The organism is Flavobacterium bomense, assembly GCF_003970355.1.
In genome coordinates this window covers 252,746-273,217 of record NZ_RYDJ01000001.1, presented here as the reverse complement: position 1 = coordinate 273,217, position 20,472 = coordinate 252,746, and the positions used below count along the sequence as shown (strand labels likewise).

Here is a 20,472-nt window from a genome sequence, read left to right as displayed (position 1 = left end):
AGTCAAATGTCTTAAAGTCGGTATAAGCATAAAATAGCTGATTCAACTATTTTAGACTTTCGACTTTCGATTTTTAAACTTTACGACTAGATTCTAGGTATTTAATAAAACCACTTAACAATTTTGATATTTCTGTTACTGATTCTAAAAGTTTTTCAAATTCTTCTTTAGTAATATAATCTAAATCAAATGCTAAATATAATTGAGAACGAACTTCTCCAGCGGAAGCTTTTGCAACATATAAAAAGTAAATAAACTCTTTGTCTGTATTTCTCTCAAAGCCTTCAGCGATATTTGATGATATAGAAATTGATGCTCGCCTAATTTGTCTAGTGAAATCAAAGTCTTTCTTGAAATTTGTGTTTTCGGTAACTAGGTAAACTTTTTTGTTAAAAACTCTTGCTTTTTGCCAAGAATTAATTTCTTCGAAAGAATTAAATTTTCCCATTACTTTTTTCTTTTGACTTTATGACCTTCGACTTTAGACTATTTTAATTTTAAGCTTCTTGTTCTTGTTTAATCCAGTCGTATCCTTTTTCTTCCAGTTCGTGTGCCAGTTCTTTTCCACCAGATTTTACAATTTTTCCATTGTACAATACGTGAACAAAATCAGGAACGATATAGTCTAACAATCTTTGGTAGTGTGTGATCACTACAATTGCATTTTTGTCGCTTTTTAGTTTGTTTACCCCATTTGCAACAATACGCAAGGCATCAATATCAAGTCCAGAATCAGTTTCATCAAGAATAGCCAATTTTGGTTCTAGCATTGCCATTTGGAAAATTTCATTCCTTTTTTTCTCACCACCAGAAAAACCTTCGTTTAAAGAACGAGACAAAAATTTACGGTCAATTTCTAATAATTCTGATTTCTCCCGAATCACTTTTAGCATTTCATTAGAAGGCATTTCTTCTAATCCTTTAGCTTTACGGGTTTCGTTGATTGCTGTTCTCATGAAGTTGGTAACTGAAACTCCTGGAATTTCCACTGGATATTGGAACGAAAGAAAAACGCCTTTGTGCGCTCTTTCTTCTGGTGCCAATTCCGAAAGGTCTTCTCCGTCTAAAGTGATTTCGCCTTCGGTTACTTCGTAGTTTTCGTTTCCTGCAATGATGGAAGCAAGAGTGCTTTTTCCAGCACCATTTGGTCCCATTATTGCGTGAATTTCTCCCGCTTTTACTTCAAGGTTGATTCCTTTTAATATTTCTTTGTCACCTATTGAGGCGTGTAAATTTTTTATACTTAACATTTGTTTCTTTGTTTATTCGTAATGACCTTTTAGTGATAAAATGTCTAATATTTCAATTGTATTTTTTCGGTAACTTTATATATAATGCGATGTTCTTGATTTATTCTTCTTGACCATTTTCCAGAAAGCTGGTATTTTAATTGTTCCGGCTTTCCAATTCCTTCAAAAGCATGTAGTTGAATGTCTTCTATTAAATCTGTAATTTTATTTAAAATATTTTTATTTCCAGATTTAATCCAAAAATCTAAATCTTTTCTAGCTTTAGTCGTAAATACTATTTGCATAAAGCACGTATTTCTTCCATCGTCATTTTTATCCCTTTCCCGTTTTTAATACTTTGTTCTGCTTCCAAAATTTCTTTTACAAACTCAGGGTTATATGGATTTTCTTCTTTTACAATTTCAAATCCAAGTGATTTCGCCAACGATTTTAACAATGGAAAATCTTTTTTCTTTACATTTTTTAAAATTATATCCATAATATTTAGATTTAAAAAATTACCCTACAGAACCTTCTAACGAAATTTCTAATAATTTTTGTGCTTCTACGGCGAATTCCATTGGTAACTTATTCAATACATCTTTACTGAAACCGTTTACGATTAAAGCAATAGCTTTTTCGGTTGGAATTCCACGTTGGTTGCAATAGAAAACTTGGTCTTCGCCAATTTTACTTGTCGTAGCTTCATGTTCTATTTTTGCTGATGGATTTTTGCTTTCGATATAAGGAAAGGTATGCGCGCCACAATTGTTTCCCATTAATAAGGAATCACATTGTGAAAAGTTTCTAGCGTTCTCTGCGTTTGCTGAAATGCGCACCAAACCTCTGTAACTATTTTGTGATCTTCCGGCAGAAATCCCTTTAGATATAATAGTAGATTTAGTGTTTTTACCTAGATGCACCATCTTAGTTCCTGTATCGGCTTGTTGGAAATTATTGGTCACCGCAATCGAATAAAATTCGCCGGTTGAATTGTCTCCTTTTAAAATAACCGAAGGATATTTCCATGTTATTGCAGAGCCGGTCTCCACTTGTGTCCAGGAAATTTTTGCGTTTTTCTCGCAAATTCCTCTTTTGGTTACAAAGTTGAAAACGCCGCCTTTTCCTTCTTTGTTTCCCGGATACCAGTTTTGTACGGTTGAATATTTTATTTCGGCATCGTCCAAAGCGATTAATTCTACTACCGCGGCGTGCAATTGATTTTCATCACGACTTGGAGCGGTACAACCTTCTAAATACGAAACATAACTACCTTCGTCAGCAATTAATAATGTTCTTTCAAATTGTCCTGTTCCTGCTTGATTAATTCTAAAATAAGTAGATAGTTCCATTGGACAACGAATGCCTTTTGGAATATAACAGAAAGATCCGTCAGAGAAAACTGCCGAATTCAGCGCCGCATAAAAGTTGTCTTTTTGCGGTACAACTGTCCCTAAATATTTACGAACTAATTCGGGATGTTCTTTGATGGCTTCAGAAATACTCATGAAGATAATTCCTTTTTCGCCTAATGTTTTTTTGAAAGTCGTTGCTACTGAAACGGAATCCACAACGATATCCATAGCTACATTATTCATCATCTTTTGCTCATCGACAGAGATGCCTAACTTTTTGTACATTTCTAAAAGTTCCGGATCTACATCATCCAATGTTTTATTTGGATCTACCGCTTTTGGAGCTGAATAATAGGAAATAGCCTGAAAATCAGGTTTGGTATAATGCACATTTGCCCATTCTGGCTCTGTCATTTGCTCCCAAGCACGAAAAGCCTCAAGACGCCAATCAGTCATCCATTGAGGTTCTCCTTTTTTGTGCGAAATAGCGCGAACGATATCTTCATTTAAACCTATAGGAAACGTTTCTGATTCTAATTCAGTGTAAAATCCGTATTCGTATTCTTTATTTTCGAGTTCGATTTTTAAGTCGTCTTCTGTATATTTGCTCATTCTGATTTAAAGATTTAAAGATTTAAAGATTCAATTATTGAATATTAAACTTTATTATTTGTGTCTAAATATTTAATAAAATTAGAAAGGTTTTGAGAAATCTCAATAGTTAAATTATAACTTTTTTGAATTTCTTCGTGATTGCAAAAACCTAACTCTCTGGATAATACCAACATATTTCTAACCTCAGCACAACTGCCTTTGGAGATTTTTAAATATCTTGTAAATTGTCTATTACTGTTGTATTCTGAACCTTCGGCAATATTATTTGTAATTGAAACTACTGCTCTTTTTATTTGGTCCTTAAAACCAAATTCTTTTTCCAAGGATTTATTATTTAATAATTCAAAAACTAATTTAGTTAAGACAATACCTTTTTTATGGACATCAAATTCTTCAAATGATTTTGTCATACTATCATTAATCTTTTAATTTTTAAATTTTTCAATCTTTAAATTAAAGAGAGAAACTCTCACCGCAACCACATGTTCTATTGGCATTAGGATTATTAAAAACAAATCCTTTACCATTTATTCCTCCTGAAAATTCTAATACTGTTCCGGCTAGGTACAGAAAGGATTTTTTTTCGACAGCAATAGTGATATCGTTGTCAATAAAAATCTTATCGTCGTCGCTTTTTGTTTTATCAAATTTTAAATCATAAGACAATCCAGAACATCCGCCGCTTTTCACACCTACTCTCACGTAGTCTATGGAGGCGTCAAAACCATCATCTTGCATTAAATCGATGATTTTTTTTCTTGCTGTGTCAGAAACTTTTATCATAGCTTATATTGATTTTGTCTAAATTAAAGACAAAGATAGTATATAAAAAGCTTTTTACATAGTTGATAACATTTTTATAACCAATACAAAAATAGAAAAAAGCTATTTGAAGCAACTAAAAGCATTTGAATTCCTTAACTTTGAAACTTCTCAAAAAACACAAAAAACATGAAATTATACCCCATAGAAACTGGAAACTTTAAATTAGATGGAGGTGCAATGTTTGGCGTAGTGCCAAAAACCATTTGGAACAAAACCAATCCCGCAGATGAGAATAACCTGATTGACATTGCTGCTCGTTGTTTACTAATTGAAGAGGGCAATCGATTGATTTTGATTGATACCGGAATGGGAAACAAACAATCCGATAAATTTTTTGGGTATTACTCGCTTTGGGGTACCCATTCGATGGACAACTCATTAGCTAAACACGGTTTTCATCGGGATGATGTCACGGATGTTTTTATGACGCATTTGCATTTTGACCATTGTGGGGGCAGTGTACAATGGAATAAGGGCAAAACGGGGTATGAACCGGCTTTTAAAAACGCTAAATTCTGGAGTAACGAAAATCACTGGGAATGGGCAACCAAACCAAATCCCAGAGAGAAAGCATCGTTCTTGTCTGAAAACATTTTGCCGATACAGGAAAGCGGTCAGTTGCATTTCATCCAAAGACCGGAAGGCGATTTTCTGGCAAAATCGGAATTGGGTTTTGGCATCTTCTTTGCTGATGGACATACGGAAAAGCAAATGATTCCGCACATACAATACAAGGACAAAACAATCGTTTTTTGCGCTGATTTATTGGCAACAGCCGGACACGTTCCCATTGCGTATGTCATGGGTTATGACACCAGACCTTTGTTAACGATGCCTGAAAAAGCGAAATTTCTAAATGCTGCAGCAGAAAATAATTACTATTTATTTTTAGAACATGATGCGCATAACGAAATCATAACGGTTGAAAAAACGGAAAAAGGGGTGCGTTTGAAAGAACGGTTTTCATGTGATGAAGTCTTAACGTAGTGTTAAGTATAGTTTCAGTTGTAACAAAAAAAATTATTTTAGACAAATATTTTAAAATTAACAAAAAACATTTTCGATGAATACCATTAAACCCATTTGCATTTCTGCTTTTGCTTTATTAGCATTAGCAGGTTGTGGCGCTTCAAGACAAGTTTCAAATACTTCAATTTCTGGACTGGTTGCCATAAGCGCTCCTTTGAATATTACAAAAAAAGCACCAATAACTGAAAATGACTTGAAACGTTGGAGCCATTTAGATATTGTTACTGACACGATTCCCGGAATGAGCGTAGATAAAGCGTATGCTGAATTATTGAAGGGTAAAAAAGGCGTGCCTGTTATTGTTGGGATTGTAGATTCGGGAGTGGATATTGAACATGAGGATTTAAAATCGGCACTTTGGACTAATACCAAAGAAATTCCCGGAAACGGAATTGACGATGACAAAAATGGATATATTGATGATATTCACGGTTGGAATTTTCTTGGAGATAGTACCAAAGAGAATCTGGAATACGAAAGGATTATCAAAGATAAAACCCTGGTAGATGACGTTACCTATCAAGCTGCAAAAGCGTTGAATGACAAAAAAGTGGCTGATGCTGCGGCAGGAAAAACACGTTCCGAGCAAATGTTAGCGGCTCTTATGACCAGTGATGCTACTTTAGTAAAACATTTTGGTAAGTCAGTTTATACCATTGAAGAGGTAAATGCGATTGTTTCGCAAGAACTGGAAATACAAAAGAGCAAAGCGGCTATGCAACAAATGCTTTCTTATGGATTGCCAATTGCGGAACTAAAAGTGGCTATTCAAAAACAATTAGACGATCAGGTTGCCCTTATAAACGGAGACAATCTAAAAACAGACTACCGTAAAGTGGTAGGAGATAATCCAAATGATATTACGGATACTAAATACGGAAACAATAATGTGATGGGACCAGACAAGAATGAAATTCTTCATGGGACTCACGTTGCCGGAATTGTTGCTCAAACCAGAAATAATACTTTGGGGGGTGATGGTGTGGCTAATAATGTTCAAATTCTGACCGTTCGCGCTGTGCCGGATGGAGATGAGTATGATAAAGATATTGCACTTGGAATTCGTTACGCAGTAGATAATGGAGCCAAAGTAATCAACGGAAGTTTTGGAAAAGGCTTTTCTCCTCACAAGCAATGGGTGTACGATGCTATAAAATATGCAGAGAAAAAAGACGTCTTGATTGTACATGCAGCCGGAAATGACGCAAAAGACATCGATTATGCAGACAATTTTCCAAATGACTCTGAGGATAAAATAACAGAGTTTGCAGATAATTTTATCACAATTGGGGCTTTAAATTTTGAATACGGAAATAAGGTTGTGGCTCGTTTTTCTAACATTGGAAAAATTAATGTAGACGTTTTTGCTCCCGGAGTAAAAATCTATGCTACAACTCCAAACGACACCTATAAATACTTGCAAGGAACTTCAATGGCTGCGCCAAATGTAGCAGGAGTAGCGGCTTTGATTCGTTCGTATTACCCAAAATTATCCGCACAACAAGTAAAACACATCTTGATGGATTCCGGAATTGCAATTACAACAGCTGTTATTGTGGGAGGAAAATCAAATGACACGCGTCCCTTTTCGGCACTTTCTAAATCTGGTAAAATAGTAAATGCATACAATGCTTTACTCATGGCAGAAAAAATGTCTAAAAAATAATATTTTAAGAATTTAGTACTTGGAAGGGCAGTTTGTCCTTCCATTTTTATTTAAACCTACCTATGAAATCGCCATGACAGAAGCTGTCGCAAACACCAATGAAGATCTGGCGATACCATATTCCTATAAAAAACAAATATTATCTACATATGAAAAAATTACTTTTATTTTCTTTTGTTGTTTTTGGTCTCGGAACTGTTTTTGCCCAAAACTCCTCGTATTGGCAACAACATGTCGATTACAAAATGGATGTTACCTTGGATGTAAAAACATACCAGTACACCGGGAAGCAGGAATTGGTATACACCAATAATTCTTCGGATACTTTGAGAAAAGTATATTATCACCTATTTAATAATGCCTTTCAGCCCGGAAGCGAAATGGATGCCAGAATCCAAAGTATCAAAGATCCTGACGGCAGAATGGTCACCAAAATAAAAGTAGACGGTAAAGAAGTGAAGGAAAGCCGCATTAAAAACCTGAAACCAAATGAAATTGGTTTTTTGCGAATTTCAAATTTTAAACAAGATGGAGCAGTTGCTACTGCAAAAGAGGTTGGAACTATTCTTGAAGTGACTTTGGCCAAGCCAATATTACCGAATACTAAAACTACATTTACATTAGATTTTGAGGGTCAGGTTCCCATTCAGATTCGTCGTTCCGGAAGAAATAATGTTGAAGGTGTAGCATTATCCATGTCGCAATGGTATCCAAAAATGGCTGAATTTGATTTTGAAGGTTGGCACGCAGATCCTTACATTGCCAGAGAATTTCATGGTGTTTGGGGAAATTTTGACGTGAATATTACTATTGACAAGGATTACGTTTTAGGCGGTACCGGTTATTTACAAAACAAAAATGAAATTGGTCACGGCTATCAAGACCAAGGTGTTGTTGTGTCTGTTCCAAAGAAAACAAAAATGTTGACTTGGCATTTTAATGCACCAATGGTTCATGATTTTACATGGGCTGCTGATCCAGATTACATTCACGATGTAGTAAAAGGGCCTAACGGTGTTGATTTGCATTTTTTGTATAAAAACAACCCAAAATACATTCAAAACTGGAAAAACCTGCAACCAAAAACGGTCCAGTTAATGGAAATTTACAACAAAACGGTTGGAGATTATCCTTATAAACAATACTCGGTGATTCAGGGTGGCGATGGTGGTATGGAATATGCCATGTGTACACTGATTTTAGGACAAGGTAGTTTTGAAGGATTGCTTGGAGTAACTGCACACGAAATGGCGCACTCTTGGTTCCAACATGTTTTGGCTTCCAATGAATCAAAACACGGATGGATGGACGAAGGTTTTACCTCATTTCTGGAAGATTTTGGACTGAATGAAATTGCAAATAAAAAAGTAGAAAACCCTTATACAGGAGCCTATACCGGTTATTTTTCTATGGCAAATTCGGGAAAAGAATTACCACAAGGAACGCATGCAGATCGTTTTGATGAAAACAGAGTCTACAGCATCACATCGTATAGTAAAGGGGAAATTTTCTTGACTCAATTGATGTATTTGATTGGAAAAGATAATGTCATGAAAACATTGAAGAAATATTACAGCGATTTTAAATTCAAGCACCCTACGCCAAATGACATTAAAAGATCTGCAGAACGAATTTCTGGAGCAAATCTCGATTGGTACTTAGTGGATTGGACAGAAACCACCAATACTATTGATTATGGTATTAAGGATATAAAAGAAAATGGGGACAAAACAACCGTTACTTTAGAAAGAATTGGTAGAATGCCAATGCCAATTGATTTATTAGTGGAGTACACAGATGGAACAACGGAAAGTTTCTACATTCCGTTGCGCATGATGAGTTTCGAAAAAGAAAATCCAAATCCCGCCATAAAAAGAACGGTTTTGAATGATTGGGCGTGGGCGTACCCAACCTTTGAATTTGATATTTCTAAATCGAAAACTTCCATCAAAAAAATTACCATTGACCCAAGCGGATTAATGGCTGATTTGAAAAAGGAAAACAATACGTACGAGATAAAGTAACTACTATTGAAACGTTATAAAAAAAGTCTAATTTTCACAACTAGACTTTTTTTTTTGGTTTATATTGTTAAATGATTTACTTCAAATGCTCCAACATATCGGCAGTCATCGTTTCTAAATTAAACTCATGTTTCCATCCCCAGTCCTTTCTAGCCTCAGCGTCATCAATACTCGCCGGCCAGCTGTCGGCTATTTTTTGACGGAAGTCTGGCTCATAAGTGATGGTAAATTCAGGAATGTGTTTCTGGATTTCGGCAGCAATCTGCGTTGGTGTAAAGCTCATTGCCGCCAAATTATATGAAGAATGAATTTTTATTTGTTCTACCGGAGCTTGCATAATTTGGATGGTCGCAGCAATGGCATCGTCCATGTACATCATGGGCATTTTTGTTTCGGAAGATAAAAAACATTCGTATGTTTTATCCGAAATCGCCTTGTGAAAAATATCTACCGCATAATCCGTTGTACCGCCACCAGGAGGCGATGACCAGCTAATTAAACCAGGATAACGAATGCTTCTTACATCTACACCAAAAATATTATGGTAGTATTCGCACCATCTTTCGCCAGCTTGTTTACTGATTCCGTACACCGTTGAAGGTTCCATGATTGTGTATTGCGGCGTATTTTCTCTGGGTGTTGTTGGACCAAAAACAGCAATACTCGAAGGCCAGAATATTTTTTTTATTTTTCCGGCTTTCGCCAAATTCAAAACGTGAAATAACGAATTCATATTCAAATCCCAAGCAAAAGCTGGGTTTTTTTCTGCTGTAGCTGATAAAAGTGCTGCCATCAAATAGACCTCGTCAATCTGATGCAATTCCACCAGATGTTCAATTTGATTGAAATCCAAGGCATTTACCACTTCAAATGGACCGGAATTGACAACGTCAATATTTAACTTTCGAATATCCGAAGCAATTACATTTTCTGTTCCGTATATTTTTCGTAATTTTTGGGTAAGTTCCGTTCCTATCTGGCCGCAAGCGCCAATAATTAATATTTTAGTACTCATTTTTGTCTGTTTTAAAAAACAAAGATAACGTTTTCGTAAATAACATAATTTTGATAAAAAATACTGTTAAATTCTTAAAGTTGTAATTAAAAACAAGCTATGTTTCTTAATTTTATAGGTTTTAAATATAAAAACTGCTTTAGGGATATTAGATAGTTATTCCGATGCCGTAATTCGTAATTGTAAATTTACTTTGTAACTTTGCACCTAAATTAATGGCGATTTTTAAACGAGTATAATGGGTTTTCGTTTGCAAAAGTAAGAGCGTATAGCGATTGCATTCAGCCAGTAAAAAACAACAAATTGCCACACATGAAATATAAAACAGCAATCTTCTTTGCTCTTGCTTTGCTCTTGTTTTCCTGTCAGGATAATAATCAAAAACGCCTTTCCGAAAATAAAAAAGAGATGCAGCGAAGAGAAATTATTTTTAAAAACATAGAAAAGGGTTGGGTTTTTTATGATACTCCAGTTACGGAGGCTTCTGAAAAAAGTTTGGCTACTTGGAATGCCTGGCGTATTTTTTTGGCTGAATTAGCGCTGAAACCCAGAAAATCAATTAAAGCGTTCCAACAAAAATCAAAAGCACTTTCTAAAAAAGTAATGGATTTAAACGAAAATATCCCTTATGAATACAGTAAACCTCAAATAAAAAGCAGAATTTCGACCTTAATTACTAAGGTACGATTGTTGGATTTATTTATTAATTTAGATGCTATTCCAGATAAAAAAGTAACGCAGCTAGTGTCAGAAATCAATTTAGAATTGGTTTCGCTTCAAAGACAGATGGACAAAATCACCGAGAAAAGTAAGATTCCCATCGAGGAAGGGGAATCTGAGTTAATGAAAATGATGGATACCACAAGAGCCATTCCCAATTCACCTATAATCGACCCAAATATTCCACGCGTTGAGTAAAACAGCCTTATACAACACCTACGATAATTCGCCAAAAACCCAGCAAATCGTTGCTCGTTTATTAGAAAACAAGCAAATCAAAATACAGCTGTCGGGACTTTTGGGCTCTGCACTTTCATTTGTAATTCGATCCGTTTTTAAGAAAGCCGAACTTCCTCTTCTAATTGTTCTAAACAATAAAGAAGAAGCAGCGTATTACTTGAACGATCTGGAACAAATGATTGGCGAACAAGATGTACTCTTTTATCCCGGTTCATTCCGTCGTCCATACGAGATTGAAGATACGGATAATGCGAATGTTTTGCTTCGCGCCGAAGTCCTCAACCGGATCAATTCCCGCAAGAAACCAGCCGTTATTGTCACCTATCCCGAAGCCTTATTCGAGAAAGTGGTCACCCGGAAAGAATTAGATAAAAACACGTTGAAGGTTGCTGTTGGTGACAAAATTTCTATCGATTTTATCAATGAAGTATTGTTCGAATACGAGTTCAAAAGAGTCGATTTTATTACTGAACCCGGAGAATTTTCGGTTCGTGGCGGCATTGTCGACGTCTTTTCGTTTTCGAATGATAATCCGTACCGAATTGAGTTTTTTGGAGATGAAGTGGAGAGCATTCGTACCTTTGATGTTGCGACCCAATTGTCAATGGTACAACAGAAGAAAATTACGACAATCCCTAATGTGGAAAACAAAGTTTTTCAGGAAAACAGAGAAAGTTTCTTGGATTATATTTCAGAGAAAACGGTGATTTTTATCCAGAATACTGAAGATTTTTTAACACAATTAGACAAACAATTTGGCAAAGCCGAAGAAGCTTTCGCAAAATTATCGCAAGAAATAAAGCGGTCATCTCCGGAGCAATTGTTCTTGAATCAAGCCGAATTTATAAAACGAGCCTTGGATTTCTCGATTGTAGAATTGAGTTCAAAACCTATTTTTAGAACCACCAAAAAATTCGAATTTCACATTCAACCACAGCCGTCGTTCAACAAACAATTTGATTTGTTGTTGAATAATCTGAATGAAAATCATTTTAATGGCTATAAAAATCATTTGTTTTGTTCCAATGACGCCCAAGCCAAACGATTTCATGATATTTTCAAAACTTTGGATGAAGCCAATTCCGAGAATATCCGCAAGCAGTATCACACGGTTGTTTTTCCTTTGTATCAAGGATTTGTTGATGAGGAAAACCAAATTACCTGTTACACGGACCATCAGATTTTTGAACGGTATCATAAATTCAACATCAAAAATGGCTATTCTAAAAAACAGAATATTACGTTAAAGGAATTGACAACACTTTCTGTTGGGGATTATGTGACGCATATCGATCACGGAATTGGACGTTTTGGAGGTTTGCAAAAAATACAAGTCGAAGGCAAAACGCAAGAAGCCATCAAGCTCGTGTATGCCGATAATGATATTGTGTATGTGAGTATTCATTCGCTGCACAAAATTTCAAAATACAACGGAAAAGACGGAACGCCACCCAAAATTTACAAATTGGGTTCGAACGCCTGGAAGATTTTAAAACAAAAAACCAAGGCGCGTGTCAAACATATTGCCTTCAATTTGATTCAGTTGTATGCCAAAAGAAGGCTCGAAAAAGGATTTCAGTTTGCGCCCGACAGTTATTTACAAAATGAACTGGAAAGTTCGTTTATTTATGAAGATACGCCGGACCAAACTAAATCAACGGCAGAAGTAAAAGCGGATATGGAAAGTGACCGTCCAATGGATCGCTTGGTTTGTGGTGATGTAGGTTTTGGTAAAACAGAAGTCGCTATTCGAGCGGCTTTCAAAGCTGTGGATAATAGCAAACAAGTGGCGATATTAGTGCCTACAACTATTTTGGCATACCAGCATTACCGTACTTTTACGGAACGATTGAAAGATATGCCAGTTTCCGTTGGCTATTTAAACCGTTTTAGAACTGCCAAACAAAAAGCAGAAACCTTAAAATTACTAGCCGAAGGGAAACTCGATATTGTGATAGGAACACACCAACTGGTCAACAAAAATGTAGTTTTTAAAGACCTTGGATTGTTGATTGTGGATGAGGAACAAAAATTCGGAGTTAATGTAAAAGACAAACTGAAAACCATAGCTGCCAATGTTGATACACTGACATTGACCGCAACTCCAATACCACGAACATTACAATTTTCGTTGATGGCAGCGCGTGATTTATCCGTAATTACAACTCCACCGCCCAATCGTTATCCTATTGAAACCAATGTAGTCGGTTTTAGCGAAGAGTTGATTCGGGATGCGATTTCGTATGAAATTCAGCGTAACGGACAGGTGTTTTTCATCAATAACAGAATAGAAAACATCAAAGAAGTGGCCGGAATGATCCAGCGTTTGGTACCCAATGCCAAAGTTGGAATTGGTCACGGCAAAATGGAAGGACGAAAACTGGAGGAATTAATGTTGGCTTTTATGAACGGAGAATTTGATGTTTTGGTGGCCACGACCATCATCGAAAGCGGTTTGGATGTTCCTAATGCGAACACGATTTTCATCAATAATGCGAATAATTTTGGATTGTCTGATTTACATCAAATGCGCGGTCGTGTAGGACGTAGCAACAAGAAAGCGTTTTGTTATTTTATTTGCCCGCCGTATTCCGCAATGACAGACGATGCTAGAAAACGAATTCAGGCTTTGGAACAATTTAGTGAATTGGGAAGTGGATTTAATATTGCGATGAAAGATCTTGAGATTCGTGGTGCCGGAGATTTATTGGGCGGTGAACAAAGCGGTTTTATCAACGAAATTGGTTTTGATACGTACCAAAAAATTATGAATGAAGCCCTTGATGAATTGAAAGAAAATGAATTCAAGGATTTGTATCCGGAGGAAAATAATTTGGAAACCAAAGAATATGTCAAGGACCTTCAAATCGACACTGATTTTGAGTTATTATTTTCGGATGAATACATCAATAATGTATCGGAACGATTGAGTTTGTACAGTGAATTAGGCGCTGTAAAAAACGAAGAAGAACTCATTATTTTTCAGAATAAATTGATTGATCGTTTTGGCCCAATGCCGCCACGTGCCAAAGCGTTAATGAATAGTATACGTATCAAATGGATTGCAACCCGCATTGGAATCGAAAAATTAGTAATGAAACAAGGCAAGATGATTGGCTATTTCATTTCGGATCAACAATCCGATTATTACCAATCGAAACGTTTTAATCAAGTCCTACTGTTTGTGCAAAAAAACAGTTCTATTTGTAAAATGAAAGAAAAACAAACGCCGGCTGGTTTGCGATTACTGTTGACTTTTGACAATGTAAAGAACACCAGGAGAGCTTTGGAATTGATGGAGCTATTGGGTGGGGAATAAATAACAAAGCTTCCAGTCTTTTGAAGGCTGGAAGCTTTGTTGATTAACCGAATTTTCTAATTCTTCAAATCCTTAATTACTTTGAAAGCCACATCTACTTGTTCTTCACTTACTAAAATAGTGAATTCATTAGAAGTCGAAATTACTTCGTTTATGATGATTCCTTCCCAAGCCAAACGCTGGAAAATAAAATAGTAAATCCCAGGAACAACGATGTTTTCTTTCGGTAATTTCACGGTAATCGAAGCCAGATTATCCAGTTTTTGAATTAATTTCTCAGAAGCAAAATGCTTGTCAACCAAATTGTTGATGCTGTTGCTGACCACAATATTTGTTTCATTCACACCTCTGGACGAAGTGTAAAAAATATCCGGCAGCGTATTAATATCGGTAATTAAATCTGCTTGTTTATTTAAAACAGTGTCAGAAGCAGCAAATGTATAATCCGTCAAAGCAGAACGAACGGTAATTTCCCCAATATTTTTAATTACTTTATTGATCTTGTGATTCAGTCTGAAATCCAGTTCTTCAGTGAGTCTTTTTAAAGCCATAACCACTGCGCCTTGTTTTACTTCCTTTCCAAATTCACTTTCTAATTCAGTCATTATATTCCGGGATAATGAGGTCAGATTAATGATCCCTAATGATAACGCATTCAACAAAAATGGCTTTGTTTTGATGTAGTTCTCTACAATGGAAGAAACAGTTTTCATAATTTAATTTTTTTAGTGGTTGTAAATATACGCATAGTCAGTGTGTACATATAACGCAAATGTAAATAAAAAAACAATTTGTTACAAATACAACATTAAAAAAACGAATTAAAAATGATAAAACGCATCGATAAGATGCTCAATGACATAAGATTTGCCTTCTTTATGTATTGCAATAATGTCAAAACGGACATCTATATCTAAATTTCTTTTGTTGACAAAGGCATGAACGGCCTTTACAAGGAGCTGGATTTTTTTTGGTTTTACAAAATCTTGTGGTAAGCCAAATTCTAATGAGGAACGCGTTTTGACTTCAACAACAGCAAGTGTGTTTCCTTTTTGGGCGAGAATATCTATTTCGGCTTTTTGGAAGGTCCAATTGGTTTGCAAAATCGTGTAGCCGTCTTTCCGTAGAAATTCGACTGCCATTTCTTCTCCTAGTTTTCCAAGTTCATTATGTGCAGCCATAAAAAAGTTTTCAGTTAATAAACCTGTGAAATTAATTCCTACAATTCAGAATGGTAATTTATAACCAAAAACCCAAAATGATATGTAATATTACAAACAATTATCCTGAGTCTATTTCTGTTTAGTCTCTCCCTCCTTCGGAGTGGAGCCGGAGGGAGGATTTCTTTATTCAAAAACTAGTGTGCTGCTTTTCTCGCTGACATTGATCGTTACAGTATTGCCTAAAATTAAGGCTCTGTTGTCTTGTATGTGTCCCGCCGGGAAATTATACAAAATAGGAATAGAGTATTTTTTGGTTACATCCTCGATAATTTCGATGGCATTTTTCCCCCACGGAATATCATTATCCTTCATCTTTGTCATCGAACCTACCACAATTCCCTTGACGCTTTCCAGGCAACCATTTCGTTTTAAATTCATCATCATGCGGTCAATGTGATACAAATATTCGTCTAAATCTTCTAGAAACAAGATTTTATCGGAACAATCAATCGCGGAGGGTGAACCCAACAAACTGTATAGAATGGATAAATTTCCACCCACTAATTCTCCGGTAGCTTTCCCGGGTCTATTCATTACAAAAGGCGTTATATTGTAGGATAGTTTTTCACCAAATAAAGCAATCCGCATAGTTTTTATAGCTTCAGGAGTGGCTCTTGGAGCGGTTATCGGCATGATTCCGTGAATGGATTTGAAACCCATAGTGTTCAAATGATTGTGTAAAACAGTCACATCACTAAAGCCAATAATCCATTTCGGATTTTTTCTGAACGCAGTAAAATCTAACAAATCAATCATACGCACGGTTCCGTATCCGCCTTTTACGCACCAAATGGCTTTGATGTTTGGATTGTCCAGTTGCTGCTGAAAATCAGTTGCTCGCTGTTCGTCAGTCCCAGCTAATTGGTTGTTGTCTAAACCTATTGTGCTGCCTATGACCACTTCCAGGCCCCAGCTGTGCAGTAAATCAATAGCTGGTTTCAAGTTATCATCTGTGTTTTTTCGGGCTGTTGCCAAAATAGCTACGGTATCTCCTTTTTGTAAACTAGGGGGTGTAATCATATTGTATTGGGCTTGACTGTTGAAAGATTGTAACACAAAAATAAGCAATAGCAATTGATATAAAATAGAATAACGGGATGTAAAAGTAAATTGATTTTGATTCATGCGGTATTGCTTTTCTGAGAAATTCTAATGATAAAGGCGTTAAATGACAAAAACAAAGATAGACATTTAGAAAATAATTCTAAGTTCACACTCAAATGACTATTTTTACAATAACCAGATTCTAAAAGGGATCTCAGCAACAGCGGTAAATAAATGATATTTATGAGAATTACGTACTGGATTCCTATTCTTTTTTTATTCTTTCCAATTGCAAAAAATACTGCGCAACCAAAAAAATATGTTATTCATACCGTTGCGTTTTATAATTTTGAAAATCTTTTTGACACCATAAACGATCCGGATACTTTTGACGAAGAGTGGACTCCAAAAGGGTTGCAACGGTGGAATTATGGGAAGTACCAAAAAAAATTGGGAAACTTAGCCCGAGTGTTAGCTGAAATTGGTTCAGCTGAAAACACGGATTCGCCCACATTTATTGGCGGTTGTGAAATAGAAAACAGAGGCGTTTTAGAAGATTTAGTAAAACAGCCCAAACTTATTGATAAAGACTACGGAATCATCCATTTTGATTCACCGGACAAAAGAGGAATTGACGTGGCGCTGTTGTATCAAAAAAAGAAATTTCAGCCCACGAGTTATAGTAACATTCCGTTGTACATTTATAAAGAAGGAACCACCACAAACGAAAATTCTAAAGCCAATTCCGAAGAAAAAACAGATGACGAATTGCAAATAAGCACCAAAAATTATCGGGTTTACACACGAGATCAGCTATTGGTAACCGGATTTCTGGACGGAGAGGAAATCAATATCATAGTCAATCACTGGCCGTCGCGTTCTGGCGGCGAGAAAAAATCAAGTCCGTTCCGGGAAGCCGCTGGAGCATTAAACCGAAAAATAATCGATTCTTTGCAACGCATAAATCCAGAAGCAAAAGTGATTACTTTAGGTGATTTAAATGACGGACCATATAATAAAAGTGTCAAATTTGGGCTTGGCGCCAAAGCAAAAAAAGCAGATGTGCTACCGTTTGGGATTTATAATCCCTTCGAGGAAATGGCCAAGAAAGGATTTGGAACCATTGCATTTCGTGATGCATGGGATATTTTTGACCAAATAATGGTTTCCGAAACCTTACTGCAATCAGACTATTCTAGCTTTCGGTATTGGAAAGCCGGAATTTACAACAAATCTTTTTTGATACAAACCAGCGGACAATACAAAGGCTATCCGTTGCGGCATTCCCCCACCGAAATAGGATTTAGCGACCATTTTCCCGTGTATATTTATTTGATTAAGGAAAAACGGAACTAAAGTGCTTGTACTTTTGGAGAGAATTAGTAGGTTCTATCATTTAAAATCTTAGTACCTTAGTACCTTAAAAACTTTGACCTTCAGAAAAAATGGCAATTGCAAAACCTTTCAACCTCAATAAATGGATTGACGAAAACCGTCATCTGCTGAAACCACCCGTTGGTAATAAAAATTTATACACGGAATCCGGTGATTATATCGTCATGGTTGTTGCCGGCCCAAACGCCAGAAAAGACTACCATTACAACGAAACTGAAGAATTGTTTTACCAGCTTGAAGGCTCCATAAAAGTGATTATTCAAGAAGATGGGGAACGCAAAGAAATGGAATTACATGCGGGTGATATGTATCTTCATCCTGCTAAAATCCCCCATTCTCCAGTGCGTTCCGAGGGTTCTATAGGACTTGTCATCGAAAGAAAAAGAGCTGGAAAAGGATTCATGGACGGATTACTTTGGTTTTGTGATACTTGTAATCATAAGCTGCACGAGGTCTATTTTGAACTTTATAATATAGAGAAAGATTTCCTGCCTCATTTTGAACAGTTCTATACTTCTACAAAGATGCGAACCTGTGAAAAATGTGGAACCATAATGGAAACCGACACCAGATTTGTAGCCAAAAAATAATTTTAAGTCGCTGCTTAGCGTCAGTTCGCTTCCTTCATGTCCCAATATTTCTGAAAATTATATGTTTTTGGCAGCAAAAAACAAAATATTTTTTAGGATAAGAACAGCTCGCGACTTGTCTGTACTACGGAGAAATTGTTTATGTTTTTTGGAGCTATTTCCCGCTATTCGTTGCAATCCACGCCCAAAAGCGTGGGATTTCCACTGCTATCGGGGCTAGGGAATTTGGGATTTCTATAAATTTTTGCCAATAATTTAATAGGTGTCGTTCCTATAAACTTTATTCCTTTTATTTATACCTGCCAACGGATTATAATCCGTTGCTACAATATGAATCGTTCCTAGGGAACTTTCACGCATCAATAAGAGTCGTAGGCTCGGCAATTATTTAGGGACGGATTTTAATCCGTCCACATTTGAGGATATATACATAAAGTGTCGTAGGTACGGACGATATTTACAATCAAATTTGTTGGGAAATAACAGAATAAAGGAACAACGTAAAAGTTATTTTATTTGAAAATTGAGTAACTCTTTTGGCTCGATTTCTAAGGCGTTGGCAATTTTTACTAAAGTTCTAATGGTGGTGTTTGTTTTTGCTCTTTCGATTCTGCCTATGGTAGTTTTAGTAACCTTGTAAAATGTAAAAATCAAAAAAGCCATGTTTTTTAACATAATGTGGAAAGCCGTAAAGTAATGAATTTTCTTTTCTGTAAATTTGAAGAAAGAATTTAAAGCTAAATACAAGCTTTCCAATAAATACAAGAGATTTAATGAAATCACAAGCGTACTTCGAGAAAATACATAAACACATCGAAAACAATTTAAAAAGTTCGAAAACAAGTATTAGAATTGCAGTTGCTTGGTTTACAGATACGAAACTATTCGATATTCTTTGCGAAAAAGCCAAAGAAGGAATTCAAGTTGAATTACTTATGGCAAATCACGAAATAAATCACGATAGCAATATAAAATATAGAGATTTAATAAACGATGGAGGACAAATATTTTGGATAGGCAAAGAAGGTGCTTATGCTCCTTTGATGCACAACAAATTTTGTGTCATTGACAATACTATTTTAATTTTTGGGTCTTATAACTGGACACAAAAAGCAAAGTCAAATCACGAAAGCATAACAGTAATTGAAGAAGATTACAATCTCATTTTAGATTTCAATCAGGAATTTGACAAGATAAAAGACAAGTATTATAATCCAAATGCCGAAATAGATTGGATTAAGATTGTTATACGATTGGAAACATTAGTAAATGTAATTAAGCTCGAAGATTTAGAAGATATTAATTATCAGATTGATAAAACCAAAAGTCTGATTCCTAAAAATCATTCAGATAAAAAACTGGACTCGTTAACCATTATATTAAATCATTGTTCAAAAAAAGAATTCAGCCAAGCCGTAGTTTTAATTCAAAAATTTACCAGTGAATTCAAAAAGATAAGTATTTACAATGACCCTGAAATTCCTGCATTACAATTAGAAATTAGAAGTCTTGAATATCAAATTTCAAGTTTATCTGACGAAAAAACGGATATAGAAAAGAACATTAGAAGTTTTGAATTAAAATATAATGAAGAATTAGGGGGATTAATTACCAAAATCCTTCATTACAAAAAAGTTGTAGCCGAGAAAATTGCCAAAGAATCAATAAAAGATAAACAAAAACAGCAAGAATACGAAGAAGCAAAATTTGACTATGAAGATTTCTCAAAGTCATATAACGATAAATTAAACGAGCCTAAACCCTTTGTTTTAGATGAAGAAAAACAAAATGAATTAAAGAAAAATTATCGTAAAGCGACTAAACTTTGCCATCCTGACAAAGTAACAGAAGACCAAAAAGAATTAGCAACAAAAATATTTACCGATTTAAAAAACGCTTACGATAATAATAATCTCGAAAAAGTAAGTCAAATTTTAAAAGATTTAGAAAAAGGAATTTTCAAATCACAAGGTGAAACAATAGATAAAAAAGATAAACTTAAAATTATTCGAGAAAATTTAATTCGCAAACGTAATGAATTAGAAGAAAAGTTATTATCAATTAAGAATACTGATGCTTTCAATAAAATAAGTAATATTAAAAATTGGAATAATTATTTTGAAGAAACAAAAGAAGAGTTTAATAAAATTCTTGAAGAATTAGAACACGAAACAACTGTTTAG

At 35.4% G+C, this 20,472-nt stretch carries 20 protein-coding genes; 8 read left to right on the top strand and 12 right to left on the bottom strand.

Annotation, left to right across the window (positions count from 1 at the left end; all coding sequences use genetic code 11):
- Positions 1 to 73 precede the first annotated feature (73 nt).
- From EKL98_RS01180 to EKL98_RS01150, 7 genes are read right to left on the bottom strand one after another with little or no spacing between them, the layout of a single operon-like run.
- A complete protein-coding gene (locus EKL98_RS01180; RefSeq protein WP_126552919.1) occupies positions 74 to 448 on the bottom strand; it encodes a four helix bundle protein in 375 nt (124 codons plus the stop codon).
- A 49-nt stretch (positions 449 to 497) separates the two neighbouring features.
- Complete coding sequence (gene sufC, locus EKL98_RS01175) at positions 498 to 1,250, bottom strand: Fe-S cluster assembly ATPase SufC (RefSeq protein ID WP_126455797.1); 753 nt, start codon at positions 1,248 to 1,250, stop codon at positions 498 to 500.
- 44 nt (positions 1,251 to 1,294) lie between these two features.
- Entirely contained in the window at positions 1,295 to 1,534 is a 240-nt protein-coding gene (locus EKL98_RS01170; protein WP_126561336.1) for a Txe/YoeB family addiction module toxin, read from the bottom strand.
- Positions 1,525 to 1,728, bottom strand: a complete 204-nt coding sequence (locus EKL98_RS01165; RefSeq protein WP_126552921.1) for a DUF2683 family protein — start codon at positions 1,726 to 1,728, stop codon at positions 1,525 to 1,527. Before EKL98_RS01165 ends, EKL98_RS01170 begins: the two co-directional genes overlap by 10 nt.
- Before the next feature lie 19 nt (positions 1,729 to 1,747).
- Positions 1,748 to 3,196, bottom strand: coding sequence for a Fe-S cluster assembly protein SufB (sufB, locus tag EKL98_RS01160; protein ID WP_126457852.1), 1,449 nt, complete (start codon positions 3,194 to 3,196; stop codon positions 1,748 to 1,750).
- 44 nt (positions 3,197 to 3,240) lie between these two features.
- Positions 3,241 to 3,609: a four helix bundle protein gene (locus EKL98_RS01155; protein WP_126561335.1), complete on the bottom strand. Its 369-nt coding sequence runs from the start codon at positions 3,607 to 3,609 to the stop codon at positions 3,241 to 3,243.
- A gap of 43 nt (positions 3,610 to 3,652) precedes the next feature.
- Positions 3,653 to 3,982: a HesB/IscA family protein gene (locus EKL98_RS01150; RefSeq protein ID WP_126455801.1), complete on the bottom strand. Its 330-nt coding sequence runs from the start codon at positions 3,980 to 3,982 to the stop codon at positions 3,653 to 3,655.
- Positions 3,983 to 4,150: 168 nt separating this feature from the next.
- Here EKL98_RS01150 and EKL98_RS01145 point away from each other — a divergent pair, with 168 nt between their 5' ends.
- The 3 genes from EKL98_RS01145 to EKL98_RS01135 all read left to right on the top strand — a co-directional run bounded on the left by EKL98_RS01145 (position 4,151) and on the right by EKL98_RS01135 (position 8,743).
- Positions 4,151 to 5,011, top strand: coding sequence for an MBL fold metallo-hydrolase (locus EKL98_RS01145; RefSeq protein ID WP_126455803.1), 861 nt, complete (start codon positions 4,151 to 4,153; stop codon positions 5,009 to 5,011).
- A 76-nt stretch (positions 5,012 to 5,087) separates the two neighbouring features.
- Positions 5,088 to 6,719 (top strand): S8 family peptidase, encoded by a 1,632-nt coding sequence (locus EKL98_RS01140; protein ID WP_126561334.1) that lies wholly within the window; start codon positions 5,088 to 5,090, stop codon positions 6,717 to 6,719.
- Positions 6,720 to 6,868: 149 nt separating this feature from the next.
- Positions 6,869 to 8,743, top strand: coding sequence for a M1 family metallopeptidase (locus tag EKL98_RS01135; RefSeq protein WP_126561333.1), 1,875 nt, complete (start codon positions 6,869 to 6,871; stop codon positions 8,741 to 8,743).
- Between the two features lie 76 nt (positions 8,744 to 8,819).
- On the opposite strand, the gene EKL98_RS01130 is transcribed toward EKL98_RS01135, so the two are convergent.
- Positions 8,820 to 9,758, bottom strand: coding sequence for an L-threonine 3-dehydrogenase (locus EKL98_RS01130; RefSeq protein WP_126457859.1), 939 nt, complete (start codon positions 9,756 to 9,758; stop codon positions 8,820 to 8,822).
- A gap of 312 nt (positions 9,759 to 10,070) precedes the next feature.
- Here EKL98_RS01130 and EKL98_RS01125 point away from each other — a divergent pair, with 312 nt between their 5' ends.
- Both EKL98_RS01125 and mfd read left to right on the top strand, forming a co-directional pair.
- Positions 10,071 to 10,676, top strand: a complete 606-nt coding sequence (locus EKL98_RS01125; protein ID WP_126561332.1) for a hypothetical protein — start codon at positions 10,071 to 10,073, stop codon at positions 10,674 to 10,676.
- Positions 10,669 to 14,037: a transcription-repair coupling factor gene (gene mfd / locus EKL98_RS01120; protein ID WP_126561331.1), complete on the top strand. Its 3,369-nt coding sequence runs from the start codon at positions 10,669 to 10,671 to the stop codon at positions 14,035 to 14,037. Before EKL98_RS01125 ends, mfd begins: the two co-directional genes overlap by 8 nt.
- A gap of 56 nt (positions 14,038 to 14,093) precedes the next feature.
- Here the strand turns inward: mfd and EKL98_RS01115 are convergent, their stop codons facing one another.
- From EKL98_RS01115 to EKL98_RS01105, 3 genes are all read right to left on the bottom strand, one after another.
- Positions 14,094 to 14,750, bottom strand: coding sequence for an aspartate kinase (locus tag EKL98_RS01115; RefSeq protein ID WP_126451909.1), 657 nt, complete (start codon positions 14,748 to 14,750; stop codon positions 14,094 to 14,096).
- Between the two features lie 108 nt (positions 14,751 to 14,858).
- Positions 14,859 to 15,218: a YraN family protein gene (locus EKL98_RS01110; protein ID WP_126451910.1), complete on the bottom strand. Its 360-nt coding sequence runs from the start codon at positions 15,216 to 15,218 to the stop codon at positions 14,859 to 14,861.
- Positions 15,219 to 15,383: 165 nt separating this feature from the next.
- Complete coding sequence (locus tag EKL98_RS01105) at positions 15,384 to 16,385, bottom strand: S66 peptidase family protein (RefSeq protein WP_126561330.1); 1,002 nt, start codon at positions 16,383 to 16,385, stop codon at positions 15,384 to 15,386.
- Positions 16,386 to 16,547: 162 nt separating this feature from the next.
- On the opposite strand from EKL98_RS01105, the gene EKL98_RS01100 reads away from it, so the two are divergent.
- Complete coding sequence (locus tag EKL98_RS01100; protein ID WP_126561329.1) at positions 16,548 to 17,660, top strand: endonuclease/exonuclease/phosphatase family protein; 1,113 nt, start codon at positions 16,548 to 16,550, stop codon at positions 17,658 to 17,660.
- Between the two features lie 89 nt (positions 17,661 to 17,749).
- Positions 17,750 to 18,289 carry a 3-hydroxyanthranilate 3,4-dioxygenase gene (locus EKL98_RS01095; RefSeq protein WP_126561328.1) on the top strand — a complete coding sequence of 180 codons (540 nt, stop codon included), beginning with the start codon at positions 17,750 to 17,752 and terminating at the stop codon, positions 18,287 to 18,289.
- 507 nt (positions 18,290 to 18,796) lie between these two features.
- On the opposite strand, the gene EKL98_RS01090 is transcribed toward EKL98_RS01095, so the two are convergent.
- On the bottom strand, positions 18,797 to 18,943 hold the full coding sequence (locus EKL98_RS01090) for a helix-turn-helix domain-containing protein (protein ID WP_233589340.1): 147 nt from the start codon (positions 18,941 to 18,943) through the stop codon (positions 18,797 to 18,799).
- Positions 18,944 to 19,062: 119 nt separating this feature from the next.
- Between EKL98_RS01090 and EKL98_RS01085 the strand changes: the two genes are divergently transcribed.
- Complete coding sequence (locus EKL98_RS01085) at positions 19,063 to 20,472, top strand: phospholipase D-like domain-containing protein (protein ID WP_126561326.1); 1,410 nt, start codon at positions 19,063 to 19,065, stop codon at positions 20,470 to 20,472.